This is a genomic window from Martinezella calliandrae, assembly GCF_030272695.1.
Classification (GTDB): domain Bacteria; phylum Pseudomonadota; class Alphaproteobacteria; order Rhizobiales; family Rhizobiaceae; genus Rhizobium; species Rhizobium calliandrae.
Genome location: NZ_JARFYN010000031.1, coordinates 57,182 through 82,602, shown reverse-complemented (window position 1 = coordinate 82,602; position 25,421 = coordinate 57,182). Strand labels below are relative to the sequence as shown.

Genomic DNA, 25,421 nt, shown 5'->3' with positions numbered 1-25,421 from the left:
TAAGCGTGGGGCTCGGCTCCGGCCTATCCAGAGCAACCCCCGAATTCAGCTTACCGCGGGGGCGGGCCACCTTCATCCCAGGAACATACGGTCTAGCTGAGGTCACGTCTGCCCTAGTCCGACGGTCCGAAGCACGATCCGTTGCAGCCTTCGATACCTTCAATGCGGGCAGGGCACCTGAGCCCGGAGGAAATTTGACTGGGAAGCCAACACAGATATCCCAGTTGTTCTGACCTAGGCTTGAATGGCGTCCGGTAAGATCTTTGTCATTAACGTCGCGTCGCCATAAGGTGTCCGCACGTGGTCGATTTCCAACCAGCCGTGCTTTATATAGAGGCCCTCTGCATCCTCCGTTGTAAGATAAAGCTTTTTATGGCCGAGGCGCAAAGCTTCGTGTTCCAGCTTCTTGATCAGCAATGTGGCCGTGCCTTTATTGCGGTGGAATGGATGGACATATAGCGACTTCAGCCACGGAGAAAGATCGGGTCTTCCCCTAAAATCATACTCGGCCAGGCTGATCATCCCTGTGGGCCTGCTGTCTTCGATGGCAATCAAGGTCAGTGGTATAGAACTCCGTGTGGAGGCTTCGAATTCACGCTCCACCTGCTCGAATGATCCATTGGCTTGACAGCCCCATTGCCCAAAGGACCAACTCGCACAAACGGAAATTAAATCGCGACAACTCTCCAGATACTCAATTGCTATCGGAGCCTGAATGTATGTGTGCTTCGCAGCCATCGTCTCTTCCTTTTTACCGTATGCCGCACGCTCTAAGATTGAGGCCCATAGTGGAGCGGGTCTTCGCACGGGATGATTCCGTCGCCAAAGGGGATTCATAACAACGAATGGGGCATCTGGGTCCTGACCTGCAGGTCATAAGGTGCAAGAGCGTCTTGGACAACGGCCCAACTGTCAACCTGCAAGGATTTCTGGTAGCGCCGTCATCTGGCTGAATGTTCTCATCGCGCCTGCTTCCAGCAATTTATCAGCGTGCTCGAAAGGACAATGAGAACCGCCGACGAAACCAATTACCCGCATTCGAGCCGCCACCGCCGCCTGAACCCCCGCGACGCTATCTTCGATGACCAAGCAGTCATCGGCCGACGTGTCCATTCTTTCAGACGCAAACAGAAAAAGATCTGGGGCGGGCTTGCCGCACGCGACCTGAGAAGCACTGAAGACATAAGGCGAAAAATAATCGTACAGGTCTGTTAGTTTAAGTGCAAAATGCAGCTTTTTCAGATCACTGCTCGATGCCACGCATCTCTCCGCATTGATGGCCTCCAAAGCTTGATTGACGCCCGAGATGGCTTTGAGATCGCTAGCATACCGTTTGCCAATTTCTGCCATCACAGATTCATGATGACCCTCCGGCAAACGTAGTCCAGACTCAGCTTCGATGATTGAATAAGTTTGGCGATCGGTCATGCCTATGAAGCGGCTATTATAAGTATCTGCGGTGATATTATATCCGTGCCCTGCCAATGCTTCGACATGCACCGCGGTAGCAATGATTTCGCTGTCGATTAGGACTCCATCGCAATCGAAAATCAAAGGTTTCGGGGTTTTGCAGGACGTCATAGGATTACTCCATTGTCGACACAAACAATCTTGCAAGAGGGCAGGCCTGCAGGTTAGCCTGAATTCATCCCTTCCATTGCTAGATGGTTGTCGTGATACCGGAAATCTTTGGGCCAAACTTGAAAAGAGCCTTCCAGACCCTGTGAAACGCTTCTGCGTAAAGTTCCATTACCTCGGCTTCATTGGGTGGCGCGATCTCTGATACGTAAAACATCGTATTCAAGAGTTTCACTGTGTTGGGAAAATCGGCGGCTTTCCAATCGTTGGCAATGTTCGGCAGATATTCGAAGACGGGCTTCCTAAGCCAAACTAAAACGGGCGCACCTTCGGCCTGTAGCATTTTGACCACGGTATCCCTTGCCGCCGGACCTGAACCAAAACCGAATGCTTCCGGTTCGATGCGAAGCGGGAAGTTGAGCATGGACTGATCGCAGTCAGATGGGTCGAAGAGCGGAAATAAACCTGGGAGATCTCGGATCATCTCCCATAGAATTTTTCCATTATCTCTTCGAACTTGAAGTTGTGTCTCCAGATTCCCTAATCGCATCTTTGCTATACTCGAGGAGAAGACGTTGGGGCGGTAGTTATAGCCTGCCGAACACGGGGAAAAAGCCCGATCTCCATTTCGAGATGAACTTGTCAGCGAAACGGCGTCCACATGTTCAATTAGGTCTTTGTCCTCCGTAATCACGAATCCCAGTTCGCCGGCTCCAAGGTGCTTGGCGCCATTGCCCGATAAAGCGAGTGCATCTGTATCGATGTATGCTCCGTTTACGATCGCTTTAATGGCGCCGATAGATTGGCAGACGTCATCGATCACCGCGGCACCTCGAGCGCGTGCGGCAGATCTTGCGTGAGGAACACGGATATTATTCCCAAAGAGGTGCGTGATGAGAACCGCTCCGACGCCTGGCCCGAATTTGTCGGCTGCCGCTTCTTGATCGATCCCGACCAAGTTCATGTCGACATCAACGAAGACCGGCTGGAGACCACTGATTGCAATTGGTCCCACCGCTCCAGGCCAATTCAGCGCGGCGGTGACCACGTGTTCGCCCCGGTCTTTAAAGTAATCAAGCTCGATATGGATTGCCGCCGTACCACTGCCGACGGCGCGCACCCTCCACTTCCCAGCCCATGTTTCGAGATTTTGCTCCAAGTCGGCCACGATTGGGTGATTAACCCGATGATACCTTCCACTATCTACAACTTCGCGGAGCGCATCTAAATGCTCCGCCTGTGTGGCTGGCCAAGGCGTGATCCGCTTCGGAGGAACGATAGGCTCCCCGCCGAGAAGGGCAAGATCCATTTCCTGCCTGTCCTCTCTGGAGTTATAAAATTCCAGATTATTGCTGGCGTGTCCGTTCATTACACTCCTCCGACAGCTAATTGTGATCGATCATCGGTCAATTTTCTGGGGATGTTCTATTGTTTTATCAAGGAAAATCAACAGATATCAAAATATATTTTAAAGTATATTTTATTATAGATGGAATATCCGACATTGGATGTGGATTTTACTAAAAATATATATCAGCATGATTTACATATACTGAGAGAGCGCGCCTTCTTTTCCGAAGTGAATTTTCGGATGATACGCTGGTGAAGAACTTCGGTTGTGTGATGATCGCCTATACCGTCATCAGAGGGAAGGAGCGTTAAAACCGTTAAGCCACACAGGTCCAAGTTACCATCCGCGACTCTGGGAAACGGCAATGGCCACAGGCAGTCGCGAGGAAGTCGCCGCAAAGGCAATCGAGTTTCGATAAAAAGGGAAAGTCGGATCCAATGGAGTCCATGATAAAAAGATTAGAAAAACGATCGACTGCAGGAAATGCGGACACTCCTAACGGATCTGACAAGCACTGTTTCATCGGGCCGGTCGATGGCAATCAAAACGGCGCCAGACGGTTCAAGCCAGCTCATCCTCTAATCTCAGCGCGGACACTGGGGGTCGCAAATCGGGGACGCCTGATACAAGCATTATATGACATGGGCGCGTCGAGTAGGGTGGAGCTCGCGCGCGTCACCGGCGCAAACCGAGCAACTATCGGCGGCATCGTCCAACCATTGATCAACCAGGGTATTCTTGTCGAAGGGGACGTGGTTCCCGCTAATCGGAACGGTGGAAAGCCGGCTACCAAGCTTTGGTTCTCGAAGCAGGCCAAGCCGATCTGCGCAGTCCTACTGATGCCAGAACGTGTCCGCACGTGCTTGGTCTCACTGGAGGGTGAGATCTATGCTCAACACGATGCCGATTTAACGACAGATCTAAAAGATGCTTCCGATGCATTTCAGATCGTCAGTACCTGTGTTGAAGAGACAATCGCCTCTGGCCATCTACCGGTTTTAGGCATCGGGCTGGCAGTTGCAGGAGGGCTCGATGCGGCAAAAGGTTCGATCTTGGCTACGAATCTTGCGCCACGCCTTCATGGATTCCCGATGGGAGCAGAGTTAACAAAAAGGTTCGGGGTTCCGGTCTGCATCGATCCAAATACCAGAGCTTTGCTTGTTGGCGATCGTTGGTTCGGACAAGGACGTGGGCAGAGAAATTTTGCTGCCGTCTATGTCGGTGAGTCATTGGGCGCGGCGATCTATGTCGATGGACATCTTTACAGGGGTGCAGCGGGTGAAGCCGGCCAAATCGGCCATACCATCGTGCAACTCAATGGCCGGATCTGCCGATGCGGACGACGAGGATGTTGGGAAACGGTTGCCACTCTGCAATGGTTAAGAAACGAAGCACAAGCCAGGGGGTTGCCGCAGCCTGGCTCGCTAGATGCGGGCCGCTTAGTGTCGCTTGCCAAGAATGGCATAGAGGGGGCGAAAGAGCTGCTTCAAGCCTACGCGTTCAATATTTCTGTTGGATTGGCGAACCTTCAGCAGCTGACGGCACCCAACTGCATTACTCTGCATGGTGATGTCGTGCGTGGAGGAAAATGGATGTTAGAGCTTATTGAAGAGAACTTCAGAGAACTGATATTCAATCCTGCGGATAATCAGATCACCCTCGCTCTCGGCGATAGTGAAGACGTCGCTAGCCTGCGCGGCGCGGCGGGTCTCGTTCTCGCCGAATTGCTAGATGTCATAATCTGAACAGAGAAGGGCCAGATTCGATTGGAATTGGGGTCCGGTTGCAAAAGGTGTTCGTCCCGATTTCCAGTGAAACCGCGGCCGTCCAAGTCGAAGACCGAATTGCTTGCCCGCCGCAATTTGTTTGAATTTCCGGTTCGCGCTGAGCCTAAGGCCGATGGAGCAGACGCTGTCGGAGCGTGAGACCTTATGTTGTATATGCCGGTCCGGCAAAGGGAGTGTGCGGCGGCGTGCAGGCGAGGCGAAACTAAGCAAATAACGAGACGAGAACGGACAACCAGATCAAGGCTACTCCCAGCAACAACGCTCGCCTGGCGGCCACGATCTTTTCCTGGCCTTCTTCTGCGACCGGGGTCGTTACAATCCAAGGGACCGAGCCAAGCGCTGCGAACCCGACGAGCGCCAAGATCACAACGATCAAATCGGAGCGGTGCCAGCCGCCGGGCTCATACACACCCCAATAGCCAAGGAACGCCATTCCCACCGCGAACATGGTGGCGGAGGCAGAGCAAAGCCCTGGAACAGAACCTGATGGTGCACGCATCTCGCATCCTCCCTTGCCGTTCGCACCAAAGGCGATTTCCATGCGGTGCAAACCGCATTTGCACATATGTGTCAAGGTTCGGAGCCACGTGTAGCATTGATCATTTGTGAGTGGTCGAGAAAAGCCCGGACATACGGCGGCGTGGCCGACCGCATACGTTGACGGGCGAGTTCCTCTCATGGCAGAACGTGGTCGCGGGCTCGTCGCAACACTGACTGTCCGACCTCGCAGGCACGGCTTCCTTGTTTTATCCGTCGTTGACAGCTTTCATTCACCTTCCAGCCCGGGCCGTGAGCGGTGCTGTCCAAAACCGCTGGCCACCAAAGCACCGATGTTGACTCTGTCTTTCACTCAGCCGAAAAGAACTCCTGCCGACAGAGGGAGATAACTCATGGCTGACGAGAATAATACTGGCTCAAACACCGAGATGGCAGACACGAATTCATTGGCAAAAACGCCGGCGCCTAAAATGCCCCGCGCACCGCGACGCCCGAAAGCAGCTGCCGAGGCAACCGTTGCCACACAAGTTGGGAAGACTGGGAAGGCGCCGCGGGGTCGCAGGAAGCGTCGCGAACAAACCGCAGACACAAAGTCCGCATCTGTCGGAACGCAAGTTGCCGACATCGCGGTCCAGGACGTCGCGACGGACCCGGTACGCGAGAGGATGTCACAGCAGCCCGAGCAAGCCGTAACGGCGCCGGCTTCGGCAAGGGACGAGATGGCGGATCTCATTAAGCTGGAAGAGGAAAATAAGAGGCTGCGCAAGCTCTTGGCAGAGAAATTGCGGGCGGAAAATGCAGACCTGCGCAAGCGGCTCGGGCTCGATTGATCGCCGATCAACAGCAGGATGGTGGCGAGATCGACCTTTGCCATCCTTCTCGGCAGAGGATGCGTTCGCCGGGCTCACGTACGAGCCCGGTTTTTAGGCTGCGGCGATGTTATGGATACGGATTGGTCGAGGTTGAAGCATTATGAAATCACCGTGGAAATTCCTTGTTCGATTAACCTCGCGACGACCATCGGCACGCGAGACTTCGATTGGGCATGGTGCCGACACCGACGCAAGCCAAAGTGACGCGCAAGAAGCGTTGGAGCTTCCGCCAAACCGAACGGAGCGATCCGTTGGATCCGGGCTCGATGAAAACGGGTCTGTTGAGCTCGCAGCGATTGATTCAACGGAATTCGAACCTGAGGTCGATGCCCCGGTGCCGGTCGATGCTGACGTCCAAAAACCGGCGCTTCACGAGCTCAGGCGACCGAATGCCGAAGCCTCCGCGTTACCGCTTGAAAGCGAGACGAGCAAACAGCCTCCACGAATACCGCGGACGAAAAAGCCGGCACATGCGAATAGAGTCCAGGCCGACATGGCGGCGCAGAACGCAGCTGTCGCAGGCGATAATCAAATTGCGCAATCCTCATCGAGACGGGAGGCCTTCTTCGACGAGGTGGCGAGCCTGGACGAGGAAATCAAGCAACTGAGGAGCCAGTTGGCTCAAAAGCTGCTTTTGCAGAATGATCAGCTTAAAAAAATGCTTGAGCGATTCGAAATACCGTAAAGCTTCATTACGATTTCATACATGGGACACATATGAAAACACAGCAGCGAAAATTCGTTGTCGAGCTCAAATCGGCGCGCCGTCGGACAACGACGCAGCCGGCTTCTATTTGGGGCGATACCGATCTCAAGGCGCTTGCGCGAGAGGCGGAAGTTGACGCACCGCATCTCTTCGAGCCTAATGTCGTCTCAAATGGTCCGAAACGAGAAGGCGAGCCGTGGCCGGATCCAAAACCGAAAACTCATCTCAACAATAATTTTGAAACGGGCGACGACAAGCAGATTTCGGCGCCCTCTCTCGATGCGGAACAGATTTGTCCGCCTCAGCAGGACAACGGTCTGACTTTCACCTCCGTTTCACCATTGAAGGAGGGCTCTTCCAGGCGGCCTCGAAAGGATGCAAAGCGTCGACGCGAAACGAATGTCAATTACCATGCGGACGGCACGACAAGCCTGCCCAGTGCGCAATCAAACGATAGCCATGGGGATATATCAGTCGATGAGTTAATCGCGCTTGACGAAGAGAATCGACGGCTCAAGGCGTTGCTGGTGAAACATCTTCTTCAACAAAACATGCAGATTCGAAAGATGCTTGCGCGATTTGGCGGCAACTGAGGCATCTTGTAAACCGATCCAGTTTGCGTCTCGTCGGTTAGATCCTTCAAGGCCACCAACAGAGCTGCGCACCCGTTTGCCGGCAAAGGACGCACGTTAGCTGCTTGCCAAGCTCGTTCTTGGCTTCCGGCACGCTTTCTTGCGTGAAGCGATGCTCATCGCCGTGTTCAGCAGATTCTCGGCAGCTGTTCGCCCGACAGCCAATCGACGATGCGACCGCCACCAAACGAAGTGGCCATCTGCACGAAGCAATGGTCACTAACCTCGGCATGGCCGATCAGTGCGGCCTCCGCACCCAACGGATGCGTGCGCATGACGGCGAGCAACGCATCCGCAACCTCTGGCGCCACCAATACGACGAGCTTGCCCTCATTGGCGACGTTAAGCGGGTCGAGGCCGAGGAGTTCGCAGGCCGCGGCGACTTCCGGCTTGATCGGAAGTGCCGCCTCGTCGATGCGCAAGCCGACGTTTGAGGCATTGGCGATTTCGTTGAGTATCGCGGCAAGTCCACCGCGTGTTGGATCTCGCATCAGTCTGATTGACGATCCCGCGACCTCGATCATTGCTGCTACCAGCCCGTGCAGCGCCGCTGAGTCCGAGACGATGTTCGTATCGAATTCTAGATTCTCGCGCTTCGACATCACCGCGACTCCGTGATCGCCTATCGAACCCGAGATGATCACAGCATCACCTGGCCGCGCGGCGTCGGAGCGCAGGTCGAGACCGGCTGGAACCATGCCGACGCCGGAGGTGCAAATGAACACGCCGTCGGCCTTGCCTCGCTCAACCACTTTCGTGTCGCCGGTGATGATCGGCACACCTGCCTCGCGGGAGGCCGCACCCATGGTCTCGGCAATACGACCAAGATCTGCGAGCGGAAAGCCCTCTTCAATGATGAAACCCGCCGAAAGATAGAGCGGCCATGCTCCGGCCATGGCAATGTCGTTAATCGTGCCATGCACGGCAAGCGAGCCGATATTGCCCCCCGGGAAGAACAGCGGCGAGACAACATAGCCGTCGGTGGTCATTACCAGGCGCCCTGCCGGAACGGCAAAGGCAGACTGATCGTTGCCAGCCCTGAGCCAGTCATTGTCGAAAGCCTTATGGAAAATACCCTCGATCAACTGGCCCATGGCACGGCCGCCCGCCCCATGCGAAAGATCGACGCGGCCGTTCCTGAGGTCGAGCTTGCACCTAACGCCTCTCATCTGACGATCCTGCTGCCTTCGTCCGCCTTCACCTGTCCGCGGAAGCGGCCGTAGATCCAATGCGCGGCGCAGGCGCCTTCCGACGACACCATGCAGGAACCCACCGGCGTGTCGGGTGTGCAGACCTTACCAAACAGCTTGCAATCGGCCGGCTTTTTCATCCCGCGCAGGATGGCTGCGCATTCGCAGGCCGGATTGTCCTGCGCTGCCGGCGTCACCATTCTGAAACGCTTCTCGGCATCGTATTCGCCATATTGGGGTCTGAGCCGGAGTGCACCATAGGGCACTTCGCCCAGCCCGCGCCATTCGAAGCTTTCACGCAATTCGAAGAAATTTGCGATCTCGCTCTGCGCCTTTTCGTTGCCGAAGGTGGTCACGACGCGAATATACTGGTTCCCGACCTGGTGCCAGCCGTCATTGACCTGGCGCACCAGCATCAGGACTGCGTGCATGATATCGAGCGGCTCGAACCCTGCCACCACGACCGGCTTTTTAAATTTTTCGGCAACGAAGTCATACGGCTCTGTACCGATCACCGTGCTGACATGCGCAGGGCCGATGAAGCCGTCGATCTTGACGGCGCCGGGCTTGCCGACATCTGGGCTTTCGAGGATGTTCTGAATAGCGGCTGGTGTCCGCACGTGGTTTGAGAAGATCGAAAAGTTCCGGAGACCCTTCGCGATTGCGAACTTTAGGGCCAGCGCCGTTGGCGGCGTGGTCGTCTCGAACCCGATGGCGAAGAACACGACCTCCCGGTCTGTTTCGGCTTCCGCGATGCTCAGCGAATCGAGTGTCGAATAGATTATGCGGATATCGGCACCGGCCGCCTTGGCCTTCAGTAGGCTCGAGCCGTTCGAGCACGGCACGCGCATCAGGTCGCCATAGGTACAAAGCGTGATTTCTGGCCGCATGGCAAGCGCGATCGCCGCATCGATGCGGCCGATCGGCAGCACACAGACTGGACAGCCCGGTCCATGAATCATCCACACATTGGACGGCAGCAAGTCGGCGAGACCGTAGCGCGAAATCGCATGCGTATGGCCTCCGCAGAATTCCATGAAATGATAACTGCGCGCCGGATCCACTGCCGTTGCGATTTGACGAGCAATATCCTTGGCGAGCCTGGCATCGCGATATTCGTCGACATATTTCATGCCGTGCCTTCCGCAGTAGCTTCGCGGATCAAGGCAAGCGTTCTTGCCGCTTCTTCCGGATCGATCTTGGCAAGCGCGTAGCCGACGTGCAGGACGACATAGTCGCCGGGCCTGACATCGTCGACAAGTGCGATGGATATGACCTTCGACACGCCGTCGAGCGTCACCTTGGCCATATTGTCTGGCAGCAGTTCATTCACGTGGACCGGTAGGGCTAGGCACATGTCCGGTGCTCCTGGATCTGTGCAAAATCGTGTTGGATGACCTGCCGTGCATAAGCGGCTTGGCCGAGCGCGATGCCACCGTCATTGGGCGGAATCCGATGCGGCAAGTAGGGTTGAAGGCCGCGGTCGAGCAAGGCGCGGGAGAGACCTTCGGCGAGCACGCGGTTCACGATGCAGCCGCCCCCGAGTAGTATGGTTCGCGCCCCGGTCTGCGATGCACCAAGGGCGGCCCAATCGGCTAGGCCGCTGATCAGTGTGCCGTGGAATAGGCCTGCGGCTTCGCGCCCGCCAAGCCGTCGCTCCGCCAGATGGACGATGAGCGGTCGGAAATCGAGCATGCCATCGGCAAGGCTGTATCCTTCGGCGTGACATTGCGGATCATCGGCCAGGGCCTCGAGCTCCATTGCTGCCTGCCCCTCGTAACTCTGGACGAGGCGGATACCCGCGATCGCAGCCACCGCATCGAAAAGCCGTCCGAGGCTGGATGTCCCGGCTGATCGCAAGCCGCAGGCAAACATCGCGTCCAAACGCGCGACCCCGGGGTGCCCGGGCCAGAGCGTGGCCGCAAGGTCGCGGCGGCCGGCGGCCTGAAGTGCGGCAAGTCCCATGCGCCAGGGCTCCCGCGCCATGCGGTCGGCGCCCAGCGCCGGCAACGGCAGAAGCGAAGCGATGCGCTGCCAGCGAGGGCCGTCGACGACCAGCATTTCACCTCCCCAATTGCTGCCATCGACGCCGTAACCATGACCGTCGAGTGCAAGTCCGAGGATCGGCCTGCGGACGTGATGTTCCGCCGCCACGGCCGCGACATGAGCGAGGTGGTGTTGCACCGGCAGAAGCGGCAGATCCAAACGTTCCGCCATTCGCGCGGAGCGGAAATCCGGATGAAGATCGCAGGCGCCAAATTCCGGCCTGACATCGAGCATGGAGCAGAGATGCTCGAGGGCTTCTCGTTGGAAACGGATCGCTTTGACAGTGTCGAGACCACCGATGTGCTGCGACAGAAACGCCTCCCGACCCCGCGTCACACAGATCGTGTTTTTGAGATCCGCGCCAGTGGCAATCACGCATGGGCCGTCCTCGCCGAGATCGACTGGCTCCGGTACAAAACCTCGCGCGCGCCTCAGGAAACTCGGGGCGCCCTCGATCACCTGCATGACGGAATCGTCAGCGCGAATGGCAATGTCACGGTCATGTGTGACGATCAGGTCGGCAATCCCGGCAAGCCGATGAATGGCATCGTCATTGTCTGCTATCAGCGGTTCACCCTCCGGATTGCCGCTGGTTGCGACCAGCGCGGCGGGAAAGCCTGCCCCCTCGGCGGCAAGCGCAGCAAACAACAGGTGGTGCACTGGCGCATAGGCGAGCATCAGTCCGATCCGCCTAAGGCCCGGAGCAATGAGGTTGGAAAGAGGATCGCGCCCATCGACCAGGACGATCGGGGCGGCGGTCGAAGCGAGCAATTGCTCCTCCGCCCGCGAGGGCTTGGCCAATAGCCGGGCTGTCTCGACGTTCGGCACCATGATCGCGAACGGTTTCTCGCCGCGCATCTTGCGCAGTCTGAGACGATCAATCGCCGCATCATTGCGCGCATCGCAGAAGAGCTGGAAGCCGCCAACCCCCTTGATCGCTGTGATCTGGCCGTTCATGAGCCGTGCGCATATCTCGGCGATCGAATGGCTGAGCGCTGGGCCGCAAGCCGGGCAGGCGACGGGCTCAGCATGGAAGCGCCGGCTCTCCGGATTGGCATAGTCTGCGCGGCAGGCACTGCACATCGGGAACGCGGCCATGGAGGTCTGACGACGATCGTAGGGGAGCGCGCGGGTGATGGTGAAGCGCGGCCCACAATGCGTGCAATTGACAAAGGGATAGCCGAAGAAGCGGCTCGTCGGATCGTTCAGTTCCTGCTGGCATTCGACGCAGGTCGCGGCGTCGGGCCCGATTCGCGTGGCGCCTCGGCCGCCGACATTTTCGAGGATTTCGAACGCGTCTCCGCCGGCCGTCTCCAGTTCCAGAACATTGACGGCATCGACACGGGCAAGCGGCGGCGCCTCTGACCGGAGGCGTTGCGCGAAGCAGTCGGCAGCGGCGCCCTCGACCTCGATCAGCACGCCAGCGCTGTCGTTGAGCACAAACCCGGTAAGCTGCATCATCCTAGCCAGCCTGTAGACAAATGGCCGGAATCCTACGCCCTGGACGGCGCCGCTCACCCGCAGTCGCAGCCGCCGGACACGATCTTCCCCCATCGATGCCAGGGCGCGCACCATAACTCAGGCCACGTTCGAAGGCTTGGTGTTCCGGGCAGCCGCAGCCTCCAACCAGGAATAGAACGCTTCCATGCCTTCGCCGCTGCGGGCAGAAACCGTGAAAGCCTGCAGGCGCGGATTGACCCGCAGCGCATTAGCTATGCAGAGGCCAACATTGAAGTCGAGATGCGGCAGGAGGTCGGACTTGTTGAGGATCATCAAATCAGCGGCCGCGAACATGTCTGGATATTTGAGCGGCTTGTCCTCGCCTTCCGTGACCGAGAGCACCACGACCTTGTGGGCCTCGCCGAGATCGAATGCCGAAGGACAAACAAGATTACCGACATTTTCGATGAACAGGATCGAACCGGGCTCGGGCGCTAGCTCTTTCACCGCGTGCCCGACCATGTGGGCGTCGAGGTGACAGCCCTTGCCGGTGTTGATCTGGATCGCGGGGACACCGGTCTCGCGGATGCGTGCGGCATCGTTGGAGGTCTGCTGGTCGCCCTCAATCACGCTGATCTGCATCCGGCCCTTGAGGTGGCGGATGGCGCGCACGAGAAAGCTGGTTTTTCCCGAGCCGGGGCTCGAAACGAAATTCAGTGCAAAGGTGTCGTTCCGGCGCAACCAAGCCCGGTTTTCCGCAGCGTAGGCATCGTTTTGGGAGAGGATATCCTTTTCAACCTGGATGATACGCTCCTGGCTCATGTCTGGCACATGCACTCCGGCAATGCCGTTGCCGTAGTGGTGTCCACGGTCTTCCGCGTGGCGGCCGTGATCATGCGCACGATGGTGGTTATGGCGATGTCCGTGTCCAGGATCGCGGTGGGGGCCGCCATGATGGTGATGATGATCATGCTCGCTGCCGTGCGCGCCGGTCTCGCTCTTGTTAACTTCCATCGTTTCCGTCCCGCAACCACATACCGTGCACATCAGATCACCTCCATGTCCTTGATCTTCAATTCGTCGCCTGCCGTCATCTGCACCCGATGCCCGCCGCAGTCCGGGCAGGCGCCAAACCGCTCATCGAGGGTCACCGTTTCCCCACAATCGAGGCACCAGCCCTCGCCGGCGATGCGGTTGATTTCGAGCGCGGCATATTCCGCAATCGTGCCACGCCGCACAGCTTCGTAGCAGAACAGCAGCGAATCCGGATTGACGTGGCTCAAAACACCGACATCAAGCCTGATAGACTTGATTGCGCTCGCACCGTTTACCCGCGCCGTCTCGCAGACGATGGCGATGACGCTTTCCATCAATGACATTTCATGCATGCGCAACGTCGCGAATTCCAAGCTTGAACCCCACGCAGGGATCGAACAGCACGGCCAGGCGTGAGACCGACCGGGCCGCGGATTCACCCGCACCGATCCGTGACGACAGAAGTGTTTCGACAAACGGACCCGCCGGATGAAAATTCCATTCTGTCGGGGCGAGTATGCGGTACGCACAGAGCTTCCCATCCACACCGATCTCCGCTTGATGATAAAGTCTCCCACGCGCGCATTCCACCGCGCCAAAGCCGCCAGTACCGGGCGTCGGGCCACCGGCCATGAGCTCGGGAGGGTCATTCTGGCCCTTGGCAAGATGCTGGAGTTGCATCAAGCAGAGGCGAACATCGCGCATGCGCGCCATGAAGCGTTGCGCAAGGTGAGGGCCGTCGGACCCGCTGGCGCCGCAAAGCCGGGCATAAGCGCCGGTTTCGGCGACGCGACCGGCAAGATGCGGCAAGATGCTATAGCCCGCGTCGCGGCAAAGATGAGCGATAACCTCGGCATCATCGCCGGCGGTCAGCGGGTCGGGCGGCCGGCCCTTAAAAGTTCGGTCGTCTTCGATATCGCGGAAAATCGCCGCGCAAGCCGTGCCGTCTCGCGACAAGCCATCGTCTTCAGGTATGCCGAGCCTCGCCGCTGCGGCTCCAAGCCGCCGCGTGTTTGCGGTTAGGGAAATATGGTCGGTCCTCATCGCTTTCGCGTCATCAATGATAGCCTGGGAAGCGGTCAGAGCCCGGCGCAGATATTGGCCAGCCTCAGCCACGGCACCAGCCAGTAACGAGGGCCAGTGCAAAATTAGCGCCCTCAATGTCTCGAATATCCGTTCCGCCAGCAATCCGGCCATTGCCGCAGACCGACCCTCGGCGGGCATTGGCAGGTTTGCCGCATTCAGTATTGCGAGCCGCGCTGCCACCGATTGTGAAAAGCCACAGAGTGAAAAAACCTGCCCGGCAAGCACGGGCGCTTCTTCGGGGCGGCGGCCGATGAACATGCGCGTCAACCCTTGCGCGCGGCTAACCCTCACTTCCACCGACGAGGCGAGCGCTTGTGTCACTGTCACGTCGATCCGGATCGAGCCTGCGCCAAGGAGGAAGGTCATGCAGCACGCTCCCGCTGTCCGCGGAAATTCTTCCGAAGGAGATCGGGGCAACTGAATCCGGCCGGCGGAGCCGGCGGCGTGCGCGCGACGGCCTCGAAGAAAGTGCGCACCGCCTTCTCCCCGGTCTTTCGGCACGGCAGAAAAATCTTTAATGCCGGGACCTGCCGGACTGGGTCGCCTTGCGCGGGGGCATGGACGTGCCAGCAGATACCGCATTCCATCCCGTCCCTGTTCGAGACCGTCTGGCGCTTTCCGACATTCTGGAAGCTCGTCATCTGAAATATGCCTCCTCGATATGGCGCAGATGGGCGGCGGAATCGCGGAAATCCTCTTCAGCGGCAAGGGCAAAGGACGGGATGTCGACGATCTCCAGAGCGTCGAGAATGATTGCATCCATGCGATTGTAGAACTGCACGGACCAAACGTTGCGGGTCCCGGCCGCCACCACGCGACAGGTGCGATAGCCGCGCGAGGTCAGTTGCACGGGGCCGGGCCGTAGCGCGACCTGCAGGAAATTCATGTCCTGGGGGCTCATCGGAAACAGCGATAAGGTGATAACATGCGCTGGATCGCCGCGCCGATAGCGGCCGATGCGGTCGCCGATCTCGGTCAGCAAGGGCATAACATTCATTGTGCCCGACGGCGCAGGTCCATATGAGATGGCAGCCGGCAGTGCTGCGCAGGCCTGTCTTACCGCCATCGGAATCGACGCAACCTCGATATAATCCGAAAGCAGGATGCCGTTGGGGTCCTTGAAGCGGATACGCCAAACGCCGGCCGTCACCGCTTCCTGGATATGCGCAAGGACCCCGGAGGGCAGTAGCGCTGTTCCGGCGACCTCGCCTGTGCCGAGCGTCTGGGTGATCAGCTGCTTGTCATCGTCGGTGAATTCGGAGATGTCGAATAACCGGCCGGGCTGGTCGGCCTTCTGCATCGCGAGCGTCGCGGCAATGTCGGGCAGCAGCGTTGCAGTTTGGCGGCAGCGACGGATCTTCTCGGCGCTGCTGGTGACGAGGCCGTTGAGCTTGCAGGCGCCTTGCGGTGGATCGGCGCCGATCGGCACCACCGGCGCGGCATCTTCACCTTCGGGCGCGATCCGGAATGCTGCTGTCATAGAACGACTCCCTGCCGACATGGGTGAATTCAAGCCCTGGTCTGACGAATGCTAACTATGGTCGGCACATCCCCGCACCGCCGCTTGCCGATCTTTTCCATATAGTCCGACCCGTGGCGGATCTTGCCAAACACGTGGAGCGGTTGATAGCGGTACTACCGAGCTTGGCATGACAATCATGCTGCAGCGGCTTCGGCTTGTCCTTTGCGGTGCAGCTGACGACGGGCGCAGCAGCAGGCCCTGAAAGGCCTGCAAGATTTTTGGCAGGACAATGGCGACATCGTCTGCTTCGGCTTGCTGTGCCGATCGCCGGTAAAGAACAGAATCGCCGTTCAGCTTCGCCGCCAGCCGCTTCCGAGAAAGTGTCGATGCTTGCTTCATCGACGACGGGCGATCGCGCCCACGCGTTCGGGACCGAATCAGATGGGACGGCATTGTCTCCTCCAGATATTGGCATGCAAACACTCTTCAAATTCTTGTTTGCAAGCGGCGTACCGTTTGCAGAGAAATTCGATCGCATTGATCTGAAAGGAAAATTTTCATCGAGATAAAACACCAGCTCTACAAAGACGGGCGGATTGCTTTCAATGATGGAATTCAAACTGTCAGTTTTCCCGCAGGTGGGACGGCAGTTCCGGCTCGCGCGAGATGAGATCGGCAAACAGACTTTCGAACGGCCGTCCTTCGACGGCCTGGGCAAGGCCGGCCAATGCATCGTCGATCATGCGTGCTTCGTCGGCATCGAGCAACCGTATCGCAGATCCCAAATGAGTAAGAACGTGGGTGCCGACCGGTTGCGGGCCGACCAACAGCATCGATATGGGAAAAACCGATCCGTGGTGCTCACACTGCGCCGTCAATTTGCCGCTGCTCACCACTCGCATCGGAATCCCTATGCACATAATCAGCTCCTCGGTCCGCGAAAGTTCATGATGTCGGGAACCGCATGGATTGGATGCGAACGGTTCCCGTAGTTTCTAGCCTTGGGAAAAGTTTGAGGGAGCCGGCGAACTGGAACGCACCGACGGTCGCGGACGCACCCGAATCCCTCCTCAGGCGGTCAATGCGCCAGGATCGGCGCGCCACTCGTAATGCTCAAAATCAATGCCGTTGCCCAGAAGCGTTGGCGCGCTGCCGCTACGCGGGCTGACGTCGACGCCCCATCGCTCCAGGATGCCGGCGGCGGCCATTATCGCCTCCGGAATGACCGCTTTGACGGGCTCAGTCACCGGTCCGCCCCAGCTATCGAGGTCCGCCGGCTGGCAGCCGATCAATACGAGTTTCGCGGGATAGCTATCGAGAAGATCGGCAGCGCTTAGGACATCCTGGAAGCCCGTCTGATGCAGGCTGATCTTTTTGGCGCCGGTGAATTTCGGCACTTCGTCATTCGCGACGATCTTCAGTGTCCCGGGCGCGAGCCCGAAATCGATGGCGTCGAAGATAATCAAATCGTCGGCCTCGGTCACATGGTGCACGAGATAGAGGCCCTGGGTGCCGCCATCGAGCACGGTGACATTGTTCGGCACCGCATAGGCGCGGTGGAAGGCTTCGATAGCGCGGACGCCGAAACCTTCGTCGGCCCAGAGAATATTGCCGACACCGAGCACTAAGATGCGGCGTTTGCGAAAGTTCGGTTCGCCCATCTAGTCCTCCTTGCGCTTGGACAGTCGCTCGCCCGAAATCATCGACGAGACGATGCTTTGGCGGCTGATGATGTCCTCGCGCACCGCGACATAGACATGGATCATTACGAAGATCAGGATTTCCCACATTCCGAGGCGATGAAAGGTACGGACGTCCTGACTGTTCGGCCAGATCGAAGATACCCAGCCGAACAGCGCATATTCCCAGCTGTCGCGTCCGGCACCTTCGCTATAGAGGGCAAATCCGGTGATTATCATGAATGCCAGCGGCAGCGTGAACATCAGGAACATGACGAACTGCGACAGCGGATTGTGGCTGGGATATTTCAGCGCCTTTCCAGCGAGGAACGTGTACCGGCGTACATCGTGCAGCCATTCGCTCCAGAACCGCCCGCTCCAGAAGGGAACGTAGAAGATTTGACGCCCATGCACATTGCCGACGAAGGCCCAGTAGATCCTAAGGAGCAGGACCGCGACCAGGATCTGGCCGGCGACGAAATGAGTGAAACGGATATAGCCCATGAGGAAATGAGCGCTCGCCTCGCCGGCCATGGCAGGCAACGGGCTGCCGATGAAATAGCCGCTCAGCGCTAGCGTCACAATGGAGAAGGCGTTCATCCAGTGCCAGAGCCGCACAGGCGCCTCGTAGACATACACGCTTTGGTACTCGCTGGCGCGTTCGCCATCGTCGTCGGAAGTATCGGAAAGTCTCATGATCGTCCCTCATATGATTTGGACTTTGGCCATTTCCTGTCCGTTCGGGCTCATGACATGCGTGGAGCATGCAAGGCACGGATCGAAGGAATGGATAGTTCGAAGGATTTCGAGCGGCTGCGACGGATCCGACATCGGCGTGTCGATCAGGGAAGCCTCAAATGCGCCGATATTGCCTTCCGGATCGCGCGGACTGCCGTTCCAGGTGGTCGGCACCACGCATTGATAATTGTCGATCTTGCCGTCCCTGATCTTGATCCAGTGGGCGAGCGCGCCGCGCGGCGCCTCGGTGAAGCCGACGCCTTTGACCTCGCAAGGCCAGGTCTCCGGCTTCCATTTATCGATGAAGGCGGTGGCGCTATCGCCGGCCTTGATGTTGGCGACCAGCTTGTCCTGGAAATAGCGCATCTGCCGGCCGGCCCAGACAGATTCGAGCGCGCGGGCGGCGGTGCGCCCGAGGGTCGAAAACAACGCCACGGTCGGGAGGCCGAGATCCTTCAAGACCTTGTCGACCGGATCCTTGAACTCTGGCTTGCCTTGCGCGTAGCCTAAGACCCAGCGGGCGAGCGGGCCGACTTCCATGGCGTGGCCACGCCAGCGCGGCGCCTTGATCCAGGAATATCTGCCGCCCTCGTCCAGCTCTTGAATGTTGGTCTTGGTGCCCTTCGTATTCGGACCAAGCTCATAATGCGGCACAGTGACACCCTCCCAGGGATGCAGGCCCTTGGCCTCCTCCGGATATTTGTACCAAGAGTGACTGACGAATTCCTGGATCTGCTCTGGATCGGAATGATCGACGGGTAGGACTTCCTCGAGATTGCCGTTAATGATCGCACCGCGCGGCAGTTTCAGGCTCGCTTCGGTATAGTCATTTGCGTGTTCCGGCACATCGCCATAGGCAAGGACGTTCTTGCCCGACAACCCGCCGCCGAAGCGCCAGTCCTTATAGAAGGAGCCGATCGTCATGATGTCGGGCAGGTATACCTTCTCGTTGAACTCGATCAGCTGGTCGATGATCGACGAAATGTGGTTCAACCGTTCGATTGTGATAGCGCCAACGGCGCCTGTGCCGTCGAGATTGATAGGACAAGGCACGCCGCCGACCAGCCAGTTCGGATGCGGGTTCTTGCCGCCGAAGATCGCGTGGATCTTGACGATCTCCTTCTGAAAATCGAGGGCTTCGAGATAGTGTGCCACGGCCATCAGGTTGGCTTCTGGCGGAAGCTTGTAGGATGCATTGCCCCAGTAGCCGTTTTTGAACGGGCCAAGCTGGCCAGATTCGACAAACTTCTTGAGCCGTGTCTGAATGTCTTTGAAGTAACCCGGCGAAGACAGTGCCCAATCGGACACCGATTGCGCAAGCGCCGATGTGGCCTTCGCATCCGCCTTGAGAGCAGAAATGACATCCACCCAGTCGAGCGCATGCAGGTGATAAAAATGCACGACATGGTCATGCACCTGCAGTGCCAGCTGCATCAAATTGCGAATCGAATTGGCGTTTTCCGGAATGGTTATGCCGAGCGCATTTTCTACCGCCCGCACAGATGTGAGCGCATGAGTTCCGGTGCAGACGCCGCAGATGCGTTCGGTGAAAGCCCAGGCGTCGCGTGGATCGCGATTTTTGAGGATGACTTCGATGCCGCGCCACATTGTGCCGGTGGAAACGGCATTGCGGATGACGTTGTCTTGGTCGACGTTGACCTCGATACGCATGTGACCTTCGATGCGAGTTACCGGGTCGACCACAATACGCTTGCCGGAATTGTCGAGCGTGAAGCCATCTGGCGTTCGAATGGTCATCGTGATCCTTCCTGTCCCTGCAGACGTTAAAGGTTGCGTTTCCCGCGCTTGGTAATGACCCGCTTGGCGGTCGTGATTGCAGCGTGGGCAGCAATCACGCCGCCGACAACACCGGCTGCGGTCATACCCACTTGGTCGGCAGTGGCTTCTATGCCGAATTGGTTGATATGCGTCAGCCGGGAATAGAAGCTGTCCTTGTCCCAGATACCGTCTTCCGAGCAGCCAATGCAGCCATGGCCGGACTGGATCGGGAAGGAGACACCGCCATTCCAACGAACGGTCGAACAGGCATTGTAGGTGGTCGGTCCTTTGCAGCCCATCTTGTAAAGGCAGTAGCCCTTGCGCGCGCCTTCATCGTCCCATTCCTCAACGAACTGGCCAGCGTCGAAATGCGGGCGGCGATAGCACTTGTCGTGGATACGCTGCGAATAGAACATCTTCGGCCGGCCCTGACGGTCGAGTTCGGGCAGCTTGCCGAACGTGGTGATGAATGTGATGACGCCGGTCATCACCTCTGCGATGGGCGGACAGCCCGGCACTTTGATAATCGGCTTGTCGCGGATCACTTTGTCGATCGGCGTCGCCCCAGTGGGGTTCGGTTTTGCCGCCTGAACGCAGCCCCAGGAGGCGCAGGTTCCCCAGGCGATAATAGCCAGGGCACCCTCGGCCATCCATTTGAGCTTCTCGACAAAGGGCCTGCCGCCATCGATGCAGAACATACCGTCTTCGTTGAGCGGCGGATTGCCTTCAACGGCAAGAATGTACTTGCCCTTGTACTTTTCCCTGGTCTCCTCAAGGATCGCCTCGGCCTGGTAGCCGGCTGCCGCCATGATCGTATCGTCGTAATCGAGCGAGATCATCGACAGGACGACGTCCTTGACCAGCGGATGAGCCGAGCGGATGAAGCTTTCCGAACAGCAGGTGCATTCGAGCCCATGCATCCAGATCACCGGTACACGCTCGTTGGTTTCGAGCGCCTCTGCCATTGCGGTCGCAGTATCGGGGCCGAAGCCGAGGCTGACTGCCGTCAGGCTGCAGAATTTCAGGAAACTGCGGCGGGTTACACCCTGGCGGCGGATGATATCGTAAAACGTTTCTGGCGCGGCCATATTGCTCCTCGAACGTTGCATCCCCCAGGCTTTTCAAGCCAACGACGTCGAGGCAGACGCCTGCAAAAAGCGCACCAGTTGTAGAAGTTCATTCGGACTGGAGGTTGATGAGGATTAAGATTTTTGCCTGCTGACAGTCAGCGCCATGACACCGTCGGTGTTGCGCCTCTGGCCGAGGGCATCGATTGCAATGCCACCGCCGCCGACTAGGCGTTCGATACCCAGCTGGACCATTGAGGAGATGAACGAATGCAGCGTGTAGATCATCATTTTCCAGGGTCTCGCAAACGCAAATGTCGCATCGATCGATGCGGAAATCTATTAGGGGCGCAACCCGATAGACAACTGTCTGCAAACTCGTTCCACGTGATCGCTGTGCTATTCGACAAAGCGGCGTCTTCGCAATGATCTGTCACAGTCATAAATTCCCAATCTCAACGGCGCCCAATCATGAGCGGCTGGTGGGTTGTCATTTCAAACCGCTTTCGCCGTGGTCTCCGACTGGGAGCCGATGCGGCACGTCGTGCGGTAGTCACCGAGATCTGCTTCCTTCGTCAGGTTCCAATAATCGATCAGGCGCCAAGGGCTGTTGGTCACGATTCGACCCCGGTCGTTGCGGAAATAGGTAGACATGCCGGGATGGCTCCAGATCATCTTCTGGTGCATTTCTTGGATCGTCCGGTTGTAGCGTTGATATACGTCTTGCCGGCATTCCACCTCGATCAGCTTCTTTTCTCCCATCTGGCGCAGAACGCTCAGCACGTAATCGAGTTGGCTTTCGATCGTGAAAATGAAGTTGCCGCGATGACCGAGGGCTGTATTGGGACCGTAGAGCATGAAGAAGTTCGGAAAGCCCGCCACGACGGTACCCAGATAGGCCTGACAGTCGTCATCGTTCCAGACCTCACGCACTGTCACGCCATTGCGTCCGAATACCTGAACCGGAAGCAAGAAGCGTGTGATGTCGTAGCCCGAGGCGACAATGAGAACGTCTGCCTCATGGGTGTCGCCATTTATCGCGCGGATCGACTTGCCTTCAACATGGGCAGCAGCGCTGTCTACTAGATTAACTTGCGGCCTCAACAGGGTTCGGTACCAGCCGTTGTCCAGGAGCATTCGCTTGCCGAATGGCGGGTAGGGCGGGATGACCTTGGCCAATAGCTCGGGATGCCCGGCCAGCTGCTCTTCGATATATCGTGTGTAGGTCTCGCGATGGTCGTCGTTCATCGCATTCACAGAGCGATCAGGATGCGTCCACGCCGGGTCCTTCTGTAGGGACTGGTGCACTTGACTGTCAAAAATCCAACTCAGCCGGAGCCTATAAAGCCACTCGTAGTGTGGTACCTCGCGCAGCAAGAACCGCACCGGCTCGGCAACCGGCATACGAAACTTTGGAAAGGGCGCCGCCCATTGGCGCGACCGTTGAAAGATTGTCAGGGCACCCACCCGATCTGCGATTGCTGGGACAACCTGCATTGCCGAGGCTCCATTACCAATCACAGCCACGCGTTTGCCGTCGAGTGAAACATCTGGATCCCAATTCGAGGTGTGTATCACCGGGCCGTCGAAGTCACGCAGGCCTGAAATATTCGGCCATTTCGGCGTGGTAAAGCCTCCGACGGCCGAAATGACCACATTGGTCACGAGGGTTTCTTCCGTACCGTCTGGCAAGAGCAACCGGGAATGCCAAGTCCGGCTCTCTTCGTCATAGCGAGTGTGGAGGCATTCCGTGCCGTAGCGGATCGAGCTCTCGATCCCGAATTCGCAGGCAACCCGGTTAAGATAGTCGTCGATTTCCCGCTGCAAAGGGAAGAACTTGCTCCAGTCGCCACTGGCAAAAGTGTAGGAGTAAAGATGTCCGGGCGTGTCCACTCCACAGCCAGGGTAGTGATGTGAATGCCAGACGCCGCCGGTGCGGTTTTGCTTTTCGATCTGGATGTAGGAAACGCCCAGTTGTCGTAGCCGAATTGCGGCTGCCATACCGGACATGCCGGCTCCGATGACAAGCACGCGGAAGTCCTCCGGCAAGCACACCGGATCGGGAACCACGCCCGAATACCTCCGCAGCTTGTGGATCATCATGTCAGCATATTCCGGCGGAATAGGCTCAGCCTCCGACATGGATAGCATGCGGATCAACTCTTCTGCCGATAAGTCCGGCTTGGCGATGTGTTCTCCCTGGCGCCACGCCGTGATGGCGGTCAGTGCTGCATCGCGAACCTCCGCCTGCAGTTCGACTGTCAGACCGCCGGAATCGTTGTCGTCCCATCCGCTCTTCACGGGAATAAACGGCGGGTTTAGCCAATAGTCTCGTCCTGTGAACTGATAAAGAAGGAGCAACAGGGTTGGAATATTGGCCGAAGGGAGCGCTTCGGCGATACGCCGGCGGAACTGGTCCGGGTCTGTGGAGTGTTCCATGGTTTAGGTTCCTGCAATTGCAAGGGTCTGGACCGATACGCCAAGGCATCGCGCCAGCACGCAAATTTGCTGCCAACTTCGCGCGGTTTTGACGACGGGCATGAGGGAGTTTCGGCAGTAATCCGCCGAATATCTAATCCAGAACCCGTTTGGGCGGTCGGCATCGATCGCCACGTGCGAAGAACCGCTTATGAGGCGCCCTTAGATCGGAAGTTGCGACGGCGATGAGGCTTTGCTCGGGGCATTCGTTTCGCTCGCCCGCGCACAACTGAAAACGTCTGCGCGGTCTCTTCCGTCTTCTGGATCTGGAACGTTCTGCTGATAACCGGACGTAGGGCCCGGCAGAAAGTATTGTGCTAACATATCGACATCTCCGTGCGATTATCGTCGGCCCGTGACGCGTCCGCAAATGCGTCGCAGCAATGGGCGTGCCAAAGTAGAAATCGATGCTAATTCAATACAATAGGCAAAAATTGTATATTTCTTATATCCAGCATTGTCGCCCATCGGACAAAGCCATGCGACACTGACCTATTAGACGCCTGATGAGCAAGCGGGACTCCTGACGCCTCTTCTCGCCAGGACATCGGGCTCGGCGACCAAGCGTTTCAACTGTGAAGGTTGTCCAGTCTTCCACGCCCGATACCCCATGTCGCTCTGACTGATAATGGACAGCAAAGTCTTGCCAGACATGGTCAAAACGGCCGGTTATTGGCCATCGCATGCTAGGATTGACGTTCGCCGGCGACGGCGGAAAGACTTGTTTTTAAGTCGCCTTTTCTAACACGTGAATGTCTGAGCCGGCATTATCTGAAAGCACGTCGATCGGCACAAGCCCTGCCAAGTTCGCACATTCCCTGAAAAACGCTTCGGAAAAAGAAAACGAGTTCTTTAAATGCAGACGATCACCGCTTTTCAATGCGATGCTTTCTTCATTAAGATTAAATGATAAATCTCTATTTACGATCGCCGTATGTATTACTTGCATGAACTTGTCGTTACCCTTCATATCTGCTTCATACTCAAAGGCACTGGGATCAAAATTATCGTCGACGGGTAACTCTGCCTTCATTCGATAGAATACATTCAGCTGAAATTCAGGATGCGCTTCGTAGTAGGCTCTTGCGACATCCCACCTCAGATCCGAGCCAATTGAGATTGCAAGCCAGCACCGCTTCGCGCTGTTCGATATTGTCTTCAGCGCCTGGACGACCGTCGTCACGGGAGGGGTTTCACTTATGCTGGCGGCGAGGTTTCCAAATGTCCGGCCAAACATGACGACAAATGCCGCTTCCTCATCGAAAAAAAAGCGCTGCCCAGAAAATATATCGTCGCGAATGAATTCGATTTTCAAGCCGCAAGGAGCAGGCAATTGCTCAATGTCCCGAAGGAACTCGTTCGAGCGATCGACCAGTACGCAGCGTGAGGCCTTACCGCGCAATTCCGTTGCAAGGGGAAGGGTCTTCTGTTGGAATGCCCGCACTGTTCCGGGGCCATACTCCAGAATTGACACCCCTTTTTGAGACCGCTCGTCTTGATGATGCCATCGGACATAGTCTCTCACTTTCTGCTGAAGTTCTTGCGCCAACTTGATCTCGGCATCCACCATATTGGCTGTCCCGGTGTCGAGCGCATTATTGATCCTCTGGGCCTCAGCCTTTGCCCACAACAACGAGCCACTCATCGAATTGCCGTCCCGGTCAAGTCCAGTGTGGTGAGCGTATTGCTCGGGACCTAGGTCTGGCGCATATTTTTGCCGAAACAGCTCCAAACTCGTTTCGAGAAAGCTCACAATTGCTCTCCTCTCGCTGTGGTGATGGGATAATCGGCGGGCGAAACTTCGCGCAGGAAATTCATCTCACTGAACAAGCATTGAGCGCCTAATTCGGGTCGACGGTCTCAGCGCCTTCGCATTGTACGGTATTGGCGGCGGCTGCCCGCGTGTTTGTCAGGCAGGTCCTTAGATGTTCTTCCTCCTTGGCCCGGCGGTCGGCGGCCGGTTAGGCATTATTCGGGCCAAACGAGAACATCGTTTT

25 protein-coding genes are annotated in these 25,421 nt (G+C 57.5%); 5 read left to right on the top strand and 20 right to left on the bottom strand.

The window, feature by feature from the left end:
* Positions 1-234 precede the first annotated feature (234 nt).
* The 3 genes from PY650_RS22100 to PY650_RS22090 form a co-directional block, all read right to left on the bottom strand.
* Complete coding sequence (locus tag PY650_RS22100; RefSeq protein WP_285881687.1) at positions 235-738, bottom strand: GNAT family N-acetyltransferase; 504 nt, start codon at positions 736-738, stop codon at positions 235-237.
* Positions 739-912: 174 nt separating this feature from the next.
* Complete coding sequence (locus tag PY650_RS22095; protein ID WP_285881686.1) at positions 913-1,581, bottom strand: HAD family hydrolase; 669 nt, start codon at positions 1,579-1,581, stop codon at positions 913-915.
* Positions 1,582-1,660: 79 nt separating this feature from the next.
* Positions 1,661-2,887, bottom strand: a complete 1,227-nt coding sequence (locus PY650_RS22090; RefSeq protein WP_285881693.1) for a DegT/DnrJ/EryC1/StrS family aminotransferase — start codon at positions 2,885-2,887, stop codon at positions 1,661-1,663.
* A 488-nt stretch (positions 2,888-3,375) separates the two neighbouring features.
* On the opposite strand from PY650_RS22090, the gene PY650_RS22085 reads away from it, so the two are divergent.
* A complete protein-coding gene (locus tag PY650_RS22085; RefSeq protein WP_432761564.1) occupies positions 3,376-4,674 on the top strand; it encodes an ROK family protein in 1,299 nt (432 codons plus the stop codon).
* 244 nt (positions 4,675-4,918) lie between these two features.
* Here PY650_RS22085 and PY650_RS22080 read toward each other — a convergent pair whose 3' ends face one another.
* The gene (locus tag PY650_RS22080; protein ID WP_285881692.1) at positions 4,919-5,215 is read right to left on the bottom strand and encodes a hypothetical protein; all 297 of its coding nucleotides are present in this window, start codon (positions 5,213-5,215) and stop codon (positions 4,919-4,921) included.
* 664 nt (positions 5,216-5,879) lie between these two features.
* On the opposite strand from PY650_RS22080, the gene PY650_RS37165 reads away from it, so the two are divergent.
* The 3 genes from PY650_RS37165 to PY650_RS22065 all read left to right on the top strand — a co-directional run bounded on the left by PY650_RS37165 (position 5,880) and on the right by PY650_RS22065 (position 7,385).
* Complete coding sequence (locus PY650_RS37165; RefSeq protein ID WP_349644510.1) at positions 5,880-6,044, top strand: hypothetical protein; 165 nt, start codon at positions 5,880-5,882, stop codon at positions 6,042-6,044.
* A gap of 142 nt (positions 6,045-6,186) precedes the next feature.
* Positions 6,187-6,771, top strand: coding sequence for a hypothetical protein (locus PY650_RS22070; protein WP_285881683.1), 585 nt, complete (start codon positions 6,187-6,189; stop codon positions 6,769-6,771).
* A 32-nt stretch (positions 6,772-6,803) separates the two neighbouring features.
* Positions 6,804-7,385, top strand: a complete 582-nt coding sequence (locus PY650_RS22065) for a hypothetical protein (protein ID WP_285881682.1) — start codon at positions 6,804-6,806, stop codon at positions 7,383-7,385.
* A gap of 167 nt (positions 7,386-7,552) precedes the next feature.
* Here the strand turns inward: PY650_RS22065 and hypE are convergent, their stop codons facing one another.
* The 8 genes from hypE to PY650_RS22025 all read right to left on the bottom strand — a co-directional run bounded on the left by hypE (position 7,553) and on the right by PY650_RS22025 (position 15,701).
* Positions 7,553-8,593, bottom strand: coding sequence for a hydrogenase expression/formation protein HypE (hypE, locus tag PY650_RS22060; protein WP_285881681.1), 1,041 nt, complete (start codon positions 8,591-8,593; stop codon positions 7,553-7,555).
* Positions 8,590-9,747, bottom strand: coding sequence for a hydrogenase formation protein HypD (gene hypD / locus PY650_RS22055; protein ID WP_285881679.1), 1,158 nt, complete (start codon positions 9,745-9,747; stop codon positions 8,590-8,592). Before hypD ends, hypE begins: the two co-directional genes overlap by 4 nt.
* Complete coding sequence (locus PY650_RS22050) at positions 9,744-9,971, bottom strand: HypC/HybG/HupF family hydrogenase formation chaperone (RefSeq protein WP_285881678.1); 228 nt, start codon at positions 9,969-9,971, stop codon at positions 9,744-9,746. Before PY650_RS22050 ends, hypD begins: the two co-directional genes overlap by 4 nt.
* On the bottom strand, positions 9,962-12,235 hold the full coding sequence (hypF, locus tag PY650_RS22045) for a carbamoyltransferase HypF (RefSeq protein ID WP_285881676.1): 2,274 nt from the start codon (positions 12,233-12,235) through the stop codon (positions 9,962-9,964). Before hypF ends, PY650_RS22050 begins: the two co-directional genes overlap by 10 nt.
* A 3-nt stretch (positions 12,236-12,238) precedes the next feature.
* Entirely contained in the window at positions 12,239-13,147 is a 909-nt protein-coding gene (gene hypB / locus PY650_RS22040) for a hydrogenase nickel incorporation protein HypB (protein ID WP_285881674.1), read from the bottom strand.
* Positions 13,147-13,488, bottom strand: coding sequence for a hydrogenase maturation nickel metallochaperone HypA (gene hypA, locus PY650_RS22035; RefSeq protein ID WP_285881673.1), 342 nt, complete (start codon positions 13,486-13,488; stop codon positions 13,147-13,149). Before hypA ends, hypB begins: the two co-directional genes overlap by 1 nt.
* On the bottom strand, positions 13,481-14,587 hold the full coding sequence (locus PY650_RS22030) for a hydrogenase assembly protein HupF (RefSeq protein WP_285881671.1): 1,107 nt from the start codon (positions 14,585-14,587) through the stop codon (positions 13,481-13,483). Before PY650_RS22030 ends, hypA begins: the two co-directional genes overlap by 8 nt.
* 271 nt (positions 14,588-14,858) lie before the next feature.
* Entirely contained in the window at positions 14,859-15,701 is an 843-nt protein-coding gene (locus tag PY650_RS22025) for a hydrogenase expression/formation protein (protein ID WP_285881670.1), read from the bottom strand.
* Between the two features lie 197 nt (positions 15,702-15,898).
* Here PY650_RS22025 and PY650_RS22020 point away from each other — a divergent pair, with 197 nt between their 5' ends.
* The gene (locus PY650_RS22020) at positions 15,899-16,252 is read left to right on the top strand and encodes a hypothetical protein (protein ID WP_285881669.1); all 354 of its coding nucleotides are present in this window, start codon (positions 15,899-15,901) and stop codon (positions 16,250-16,252) included.
* A gap of 54 nt (positions 16,253-16,306) precedes the next feature.
* Here PY650_RS22020 and hypC read toward each other — a convergent pair whose 3' ends face one another.
* From hypC to PY650_RS21980, 8 genes are all read right to left on the bottom strand, one after another.
* Positions 16,307-16,603 carry a HypC/HybG/HupF family hydrogenase formation chaperone gene (hypC, locus tag PY650_RS22015; RefSeq protein WP_285881668.1) on the bottom strand — a complete coding sequence of 99 codons (297 nt, stop codon included), beginning with the start codon at positions 16,601-16,603 and terminating at the stop codon, positions 16,307-16,309.
* Positions 16,604-16,753: 150 nt separating this feature from the next.
* Positions 16,754-17,344 carry a HyaD/HybD family hydrogenase maturation endopeptidase gene (locus PY650_RS22010; RefSeq protein WP_285881667.1) on the bottom strand — a complete coding sequence of 197 codons (591 nt, stop codon included), beginning with the start codon at positions 17,342-17,344 and terminating at the stop codon, positions 16,754-16,756.
* Positions 17,345-18,058, bottom strand: a complete 714-nt coding sequence (cybH, locus tag PY650_RS22005) for a Ni/Fe-hydrogenase, b-type cytochrome subunit (protein WP_285881666.1) — start codon at positions 18,056-18,058, stop codon at positions 17,345-17,347.
* 9 nt (positions 18,059-18,067) lie between these two features.
* Positions 18,068-19,858, bottom strand: coding sequence for a nickel-dependent hydrogenase large subunit (locus PY650_RS22000; RefSeq protein WP_285881665.1), 1,791 nt, complete (start codon positions 19,856-19,858; stop codon positions 18,068-18,070).
* A gap of 26 nt (positions 19,859-19,884) precedes the next feature.
* Positions 19,885-20,967 carry a hydrogenase small subunit gene (locus PY650_RS21995; RefSeq protein ID WP_285881664.1) on the bottom strand — a complete coding sequence of 361 codons (1,083 nt, stop codon included), beginning with the start codon at positions 20,965-20,967 and terminating at the stop codon, positions 19,885-19,887.
* Between the two features lie 114 nt (positions 20,968-21,081).
* Positions 21,082-21,237: a hypothetical protein gene (locus PY650_RS21990; protein ID WP_285881663.1), complete on the bottom strand. Its 156-nt coding sequence runs from the start codon at positions 21,235-21,237 to the stop codon at positions 21,082-21,084.
* 204 nt (positions 21,238-21,441) lie between these two features.
* Positions 21,442-23,385, bottom strand: a complete 1,944-nt coding sequence (locus PY650_RS21985; RefSeq protein ID WP_285881662.1) for a flavin-containing monooxygenase — start codon at positions 23,383-23,385, stop codon at positions 21,442-21,444.
* Between the two features lie 766 nt (positions 23,386-24,151).
* Entirely contained in the window at positions 24,152-25,177 is a 1,026-nt protein-coding gene (locus tag PY650_RS21980) for an L-histidine N(alpha)-methyltransferase (RefSeq protein WP_245472452.1), read from the bottom strand.
* Positions 25,178-25,421 lie beyond the last annotated feature (244 nt).

Bases quoted from the DNA above. Each gene is read 5' to 3' on its own strand.
- PY650_RS22100 (WP_285881687.1), bottom strand. From the start codon at position 738: ATGGCTGCGAAGCACACATACATTCAGGCTCCGATAGCAATTGAGTAT.
- PY650_RS22095 (WP_285881686.1), bottom strand. From the start codon at position 1,581: ATGACGTCCTGCAAAACCCCGAAACCTTTGATTTTCGATTGCGATGGA.
- PY650_RS22090 (WP_285881693.1), bottom strand. From the start codon at position 2,887: ATGGATCTTGCCCTTCTCGGCGGGGAGCCTATCGTTCCTCCGAAGCGG.
- PY650_RS22085 (WP_432761564.1), top strand. From the start codon at position 3,376: ATGATAAAAAGATTAGAAAAACGATCGACTGCAGGAAATGCGGACACT.
- PY650_RS22080 (WP_285881692.1), bottom strand. From the start codon at position 5,215: ATGCGTGCACCATCAGGTTCTGTTCCAGGGCTTTGCTCTGCCTCCGCC.
- PY650_RS37165 (WP_349644510.1), top strand. From the start codon at position 5,880: ATGTCACAGCAGCCCGAGCAAGCCGTAACGGCGCCGGCTTCGGCAAGG.
- PY650_RS22070 (WP_285881683.1), top strand. From the start codon at position 6,187: ATGAAATCACCGTGGAAATTCCTTGTTCGATTAACCTCGCGACGACCA.
- PY650_RS22065 (WP_285881682.1), top strand. From the start codon at position 6,804: ATGAAAACACAGCAGCGAAAATTCGTTGTCGAGCTCAAATCGGCGCGC.
- hypE (WP_285881681.1), bottom strand. From the start codon at position 8,593: ATGAGAGGCGTTAGGTGCAAGCTCGACCTCAGGAACGGCCGCGTCGAT.
- hypD (WP_285881679.1), bottom strand. From the start codon at position 9,747: ATGAAATATGTCGACGAATATCGCGATGCCAGGCTCGCCAAGGATATT.
- PY650_RS22050 (WP_285881678.1), bottom strand. From the start codon at position 9,971: ATGTGCCTAGCCCTACCGGTCCACGTGAATGAACTGCTGCCAGACAAT.
- hypF (WP_285881676.1), bottom strand. From the start codon at position 12,235: ATGGTGCGCGCCCTGGCATCGATGGGGGAAGATCGTGTCCGGCGGCTG.
- hypB (WP_285881674.1), bottom strand. From the start codon at position 13,147: ATGTGCACGGTATGTGGTTGCGGGACGGAAACGATGGAAGTTAACAAG.
- hypA (WP_285881673.1), bottom strand. From the start codon at position 13,488: ATGCATGAAATGTCATTGATGGAAAGCGTCATCGCCATCGTCTGCGAG.
- PY650_RS22030 (WP_285881671.1), bottom strand. From the start codon at position 14,587: ATGACCTTCCTCCTTGGCGCAGGCTCGATCCGGATCGACGTGACAGTG.
- PY650_RS22025 (WP_285881670.1), bottom strand. From the start codon at position 15,701: ATGACAGCAGCATTCCGGATCGCGCCCGAAGGTGAAGATGCCGCGCCG.
- hypC (WP_285881668.1), bottom strand. From the start codon at position 16,603: ATGTGCATAGGGATTCCGATGCGAGTGGTGAGCAGCGGCAAATTGACG.
- PY650_RS22010 (WP_285881667.1), bottom strand. From the start codon at position 17,344: ATGGGCGAACCGAACTTTCGCAAACGCCGCATCTTAGTGCTCGGTGTC.
- cybH (WP_285881666.1), bottom strand. From the start codon at position 18,058: ATGAGACTTTCCGATACTTCCGACGACGATGGCGAACGCGCCAGCGAG.
- PY650_RS22000 (WP_285881665.1), bottom strand. From the start codon at position 19,858: ATGACCATTCGAACGCCAGATGGCTTCACGCTCGACAATTCCGGCAAG.
- PY650_RS21995 (WP_285881664.1), bottom strand. From the start codon at position 20,967: ATGGCCGCGCCAGAAACGTTTTACGATATCATCCGCCGCCAGGGTGTA.
- PY650_RS21990 (WP_285881663.1), bottom strand. From the start codon at position 21,237: ATGATGATCTACACGCTGCATTCGTTCATCTCCTCAATGGTCCAGCTG.
- PY650_RS21985 (WP_285881662.1), bottom strand. From the start codon at position 23,385: ATGGAACACTCCACAGACCCGGACCAGTTCCGCCGGCGTATCGCCGAA.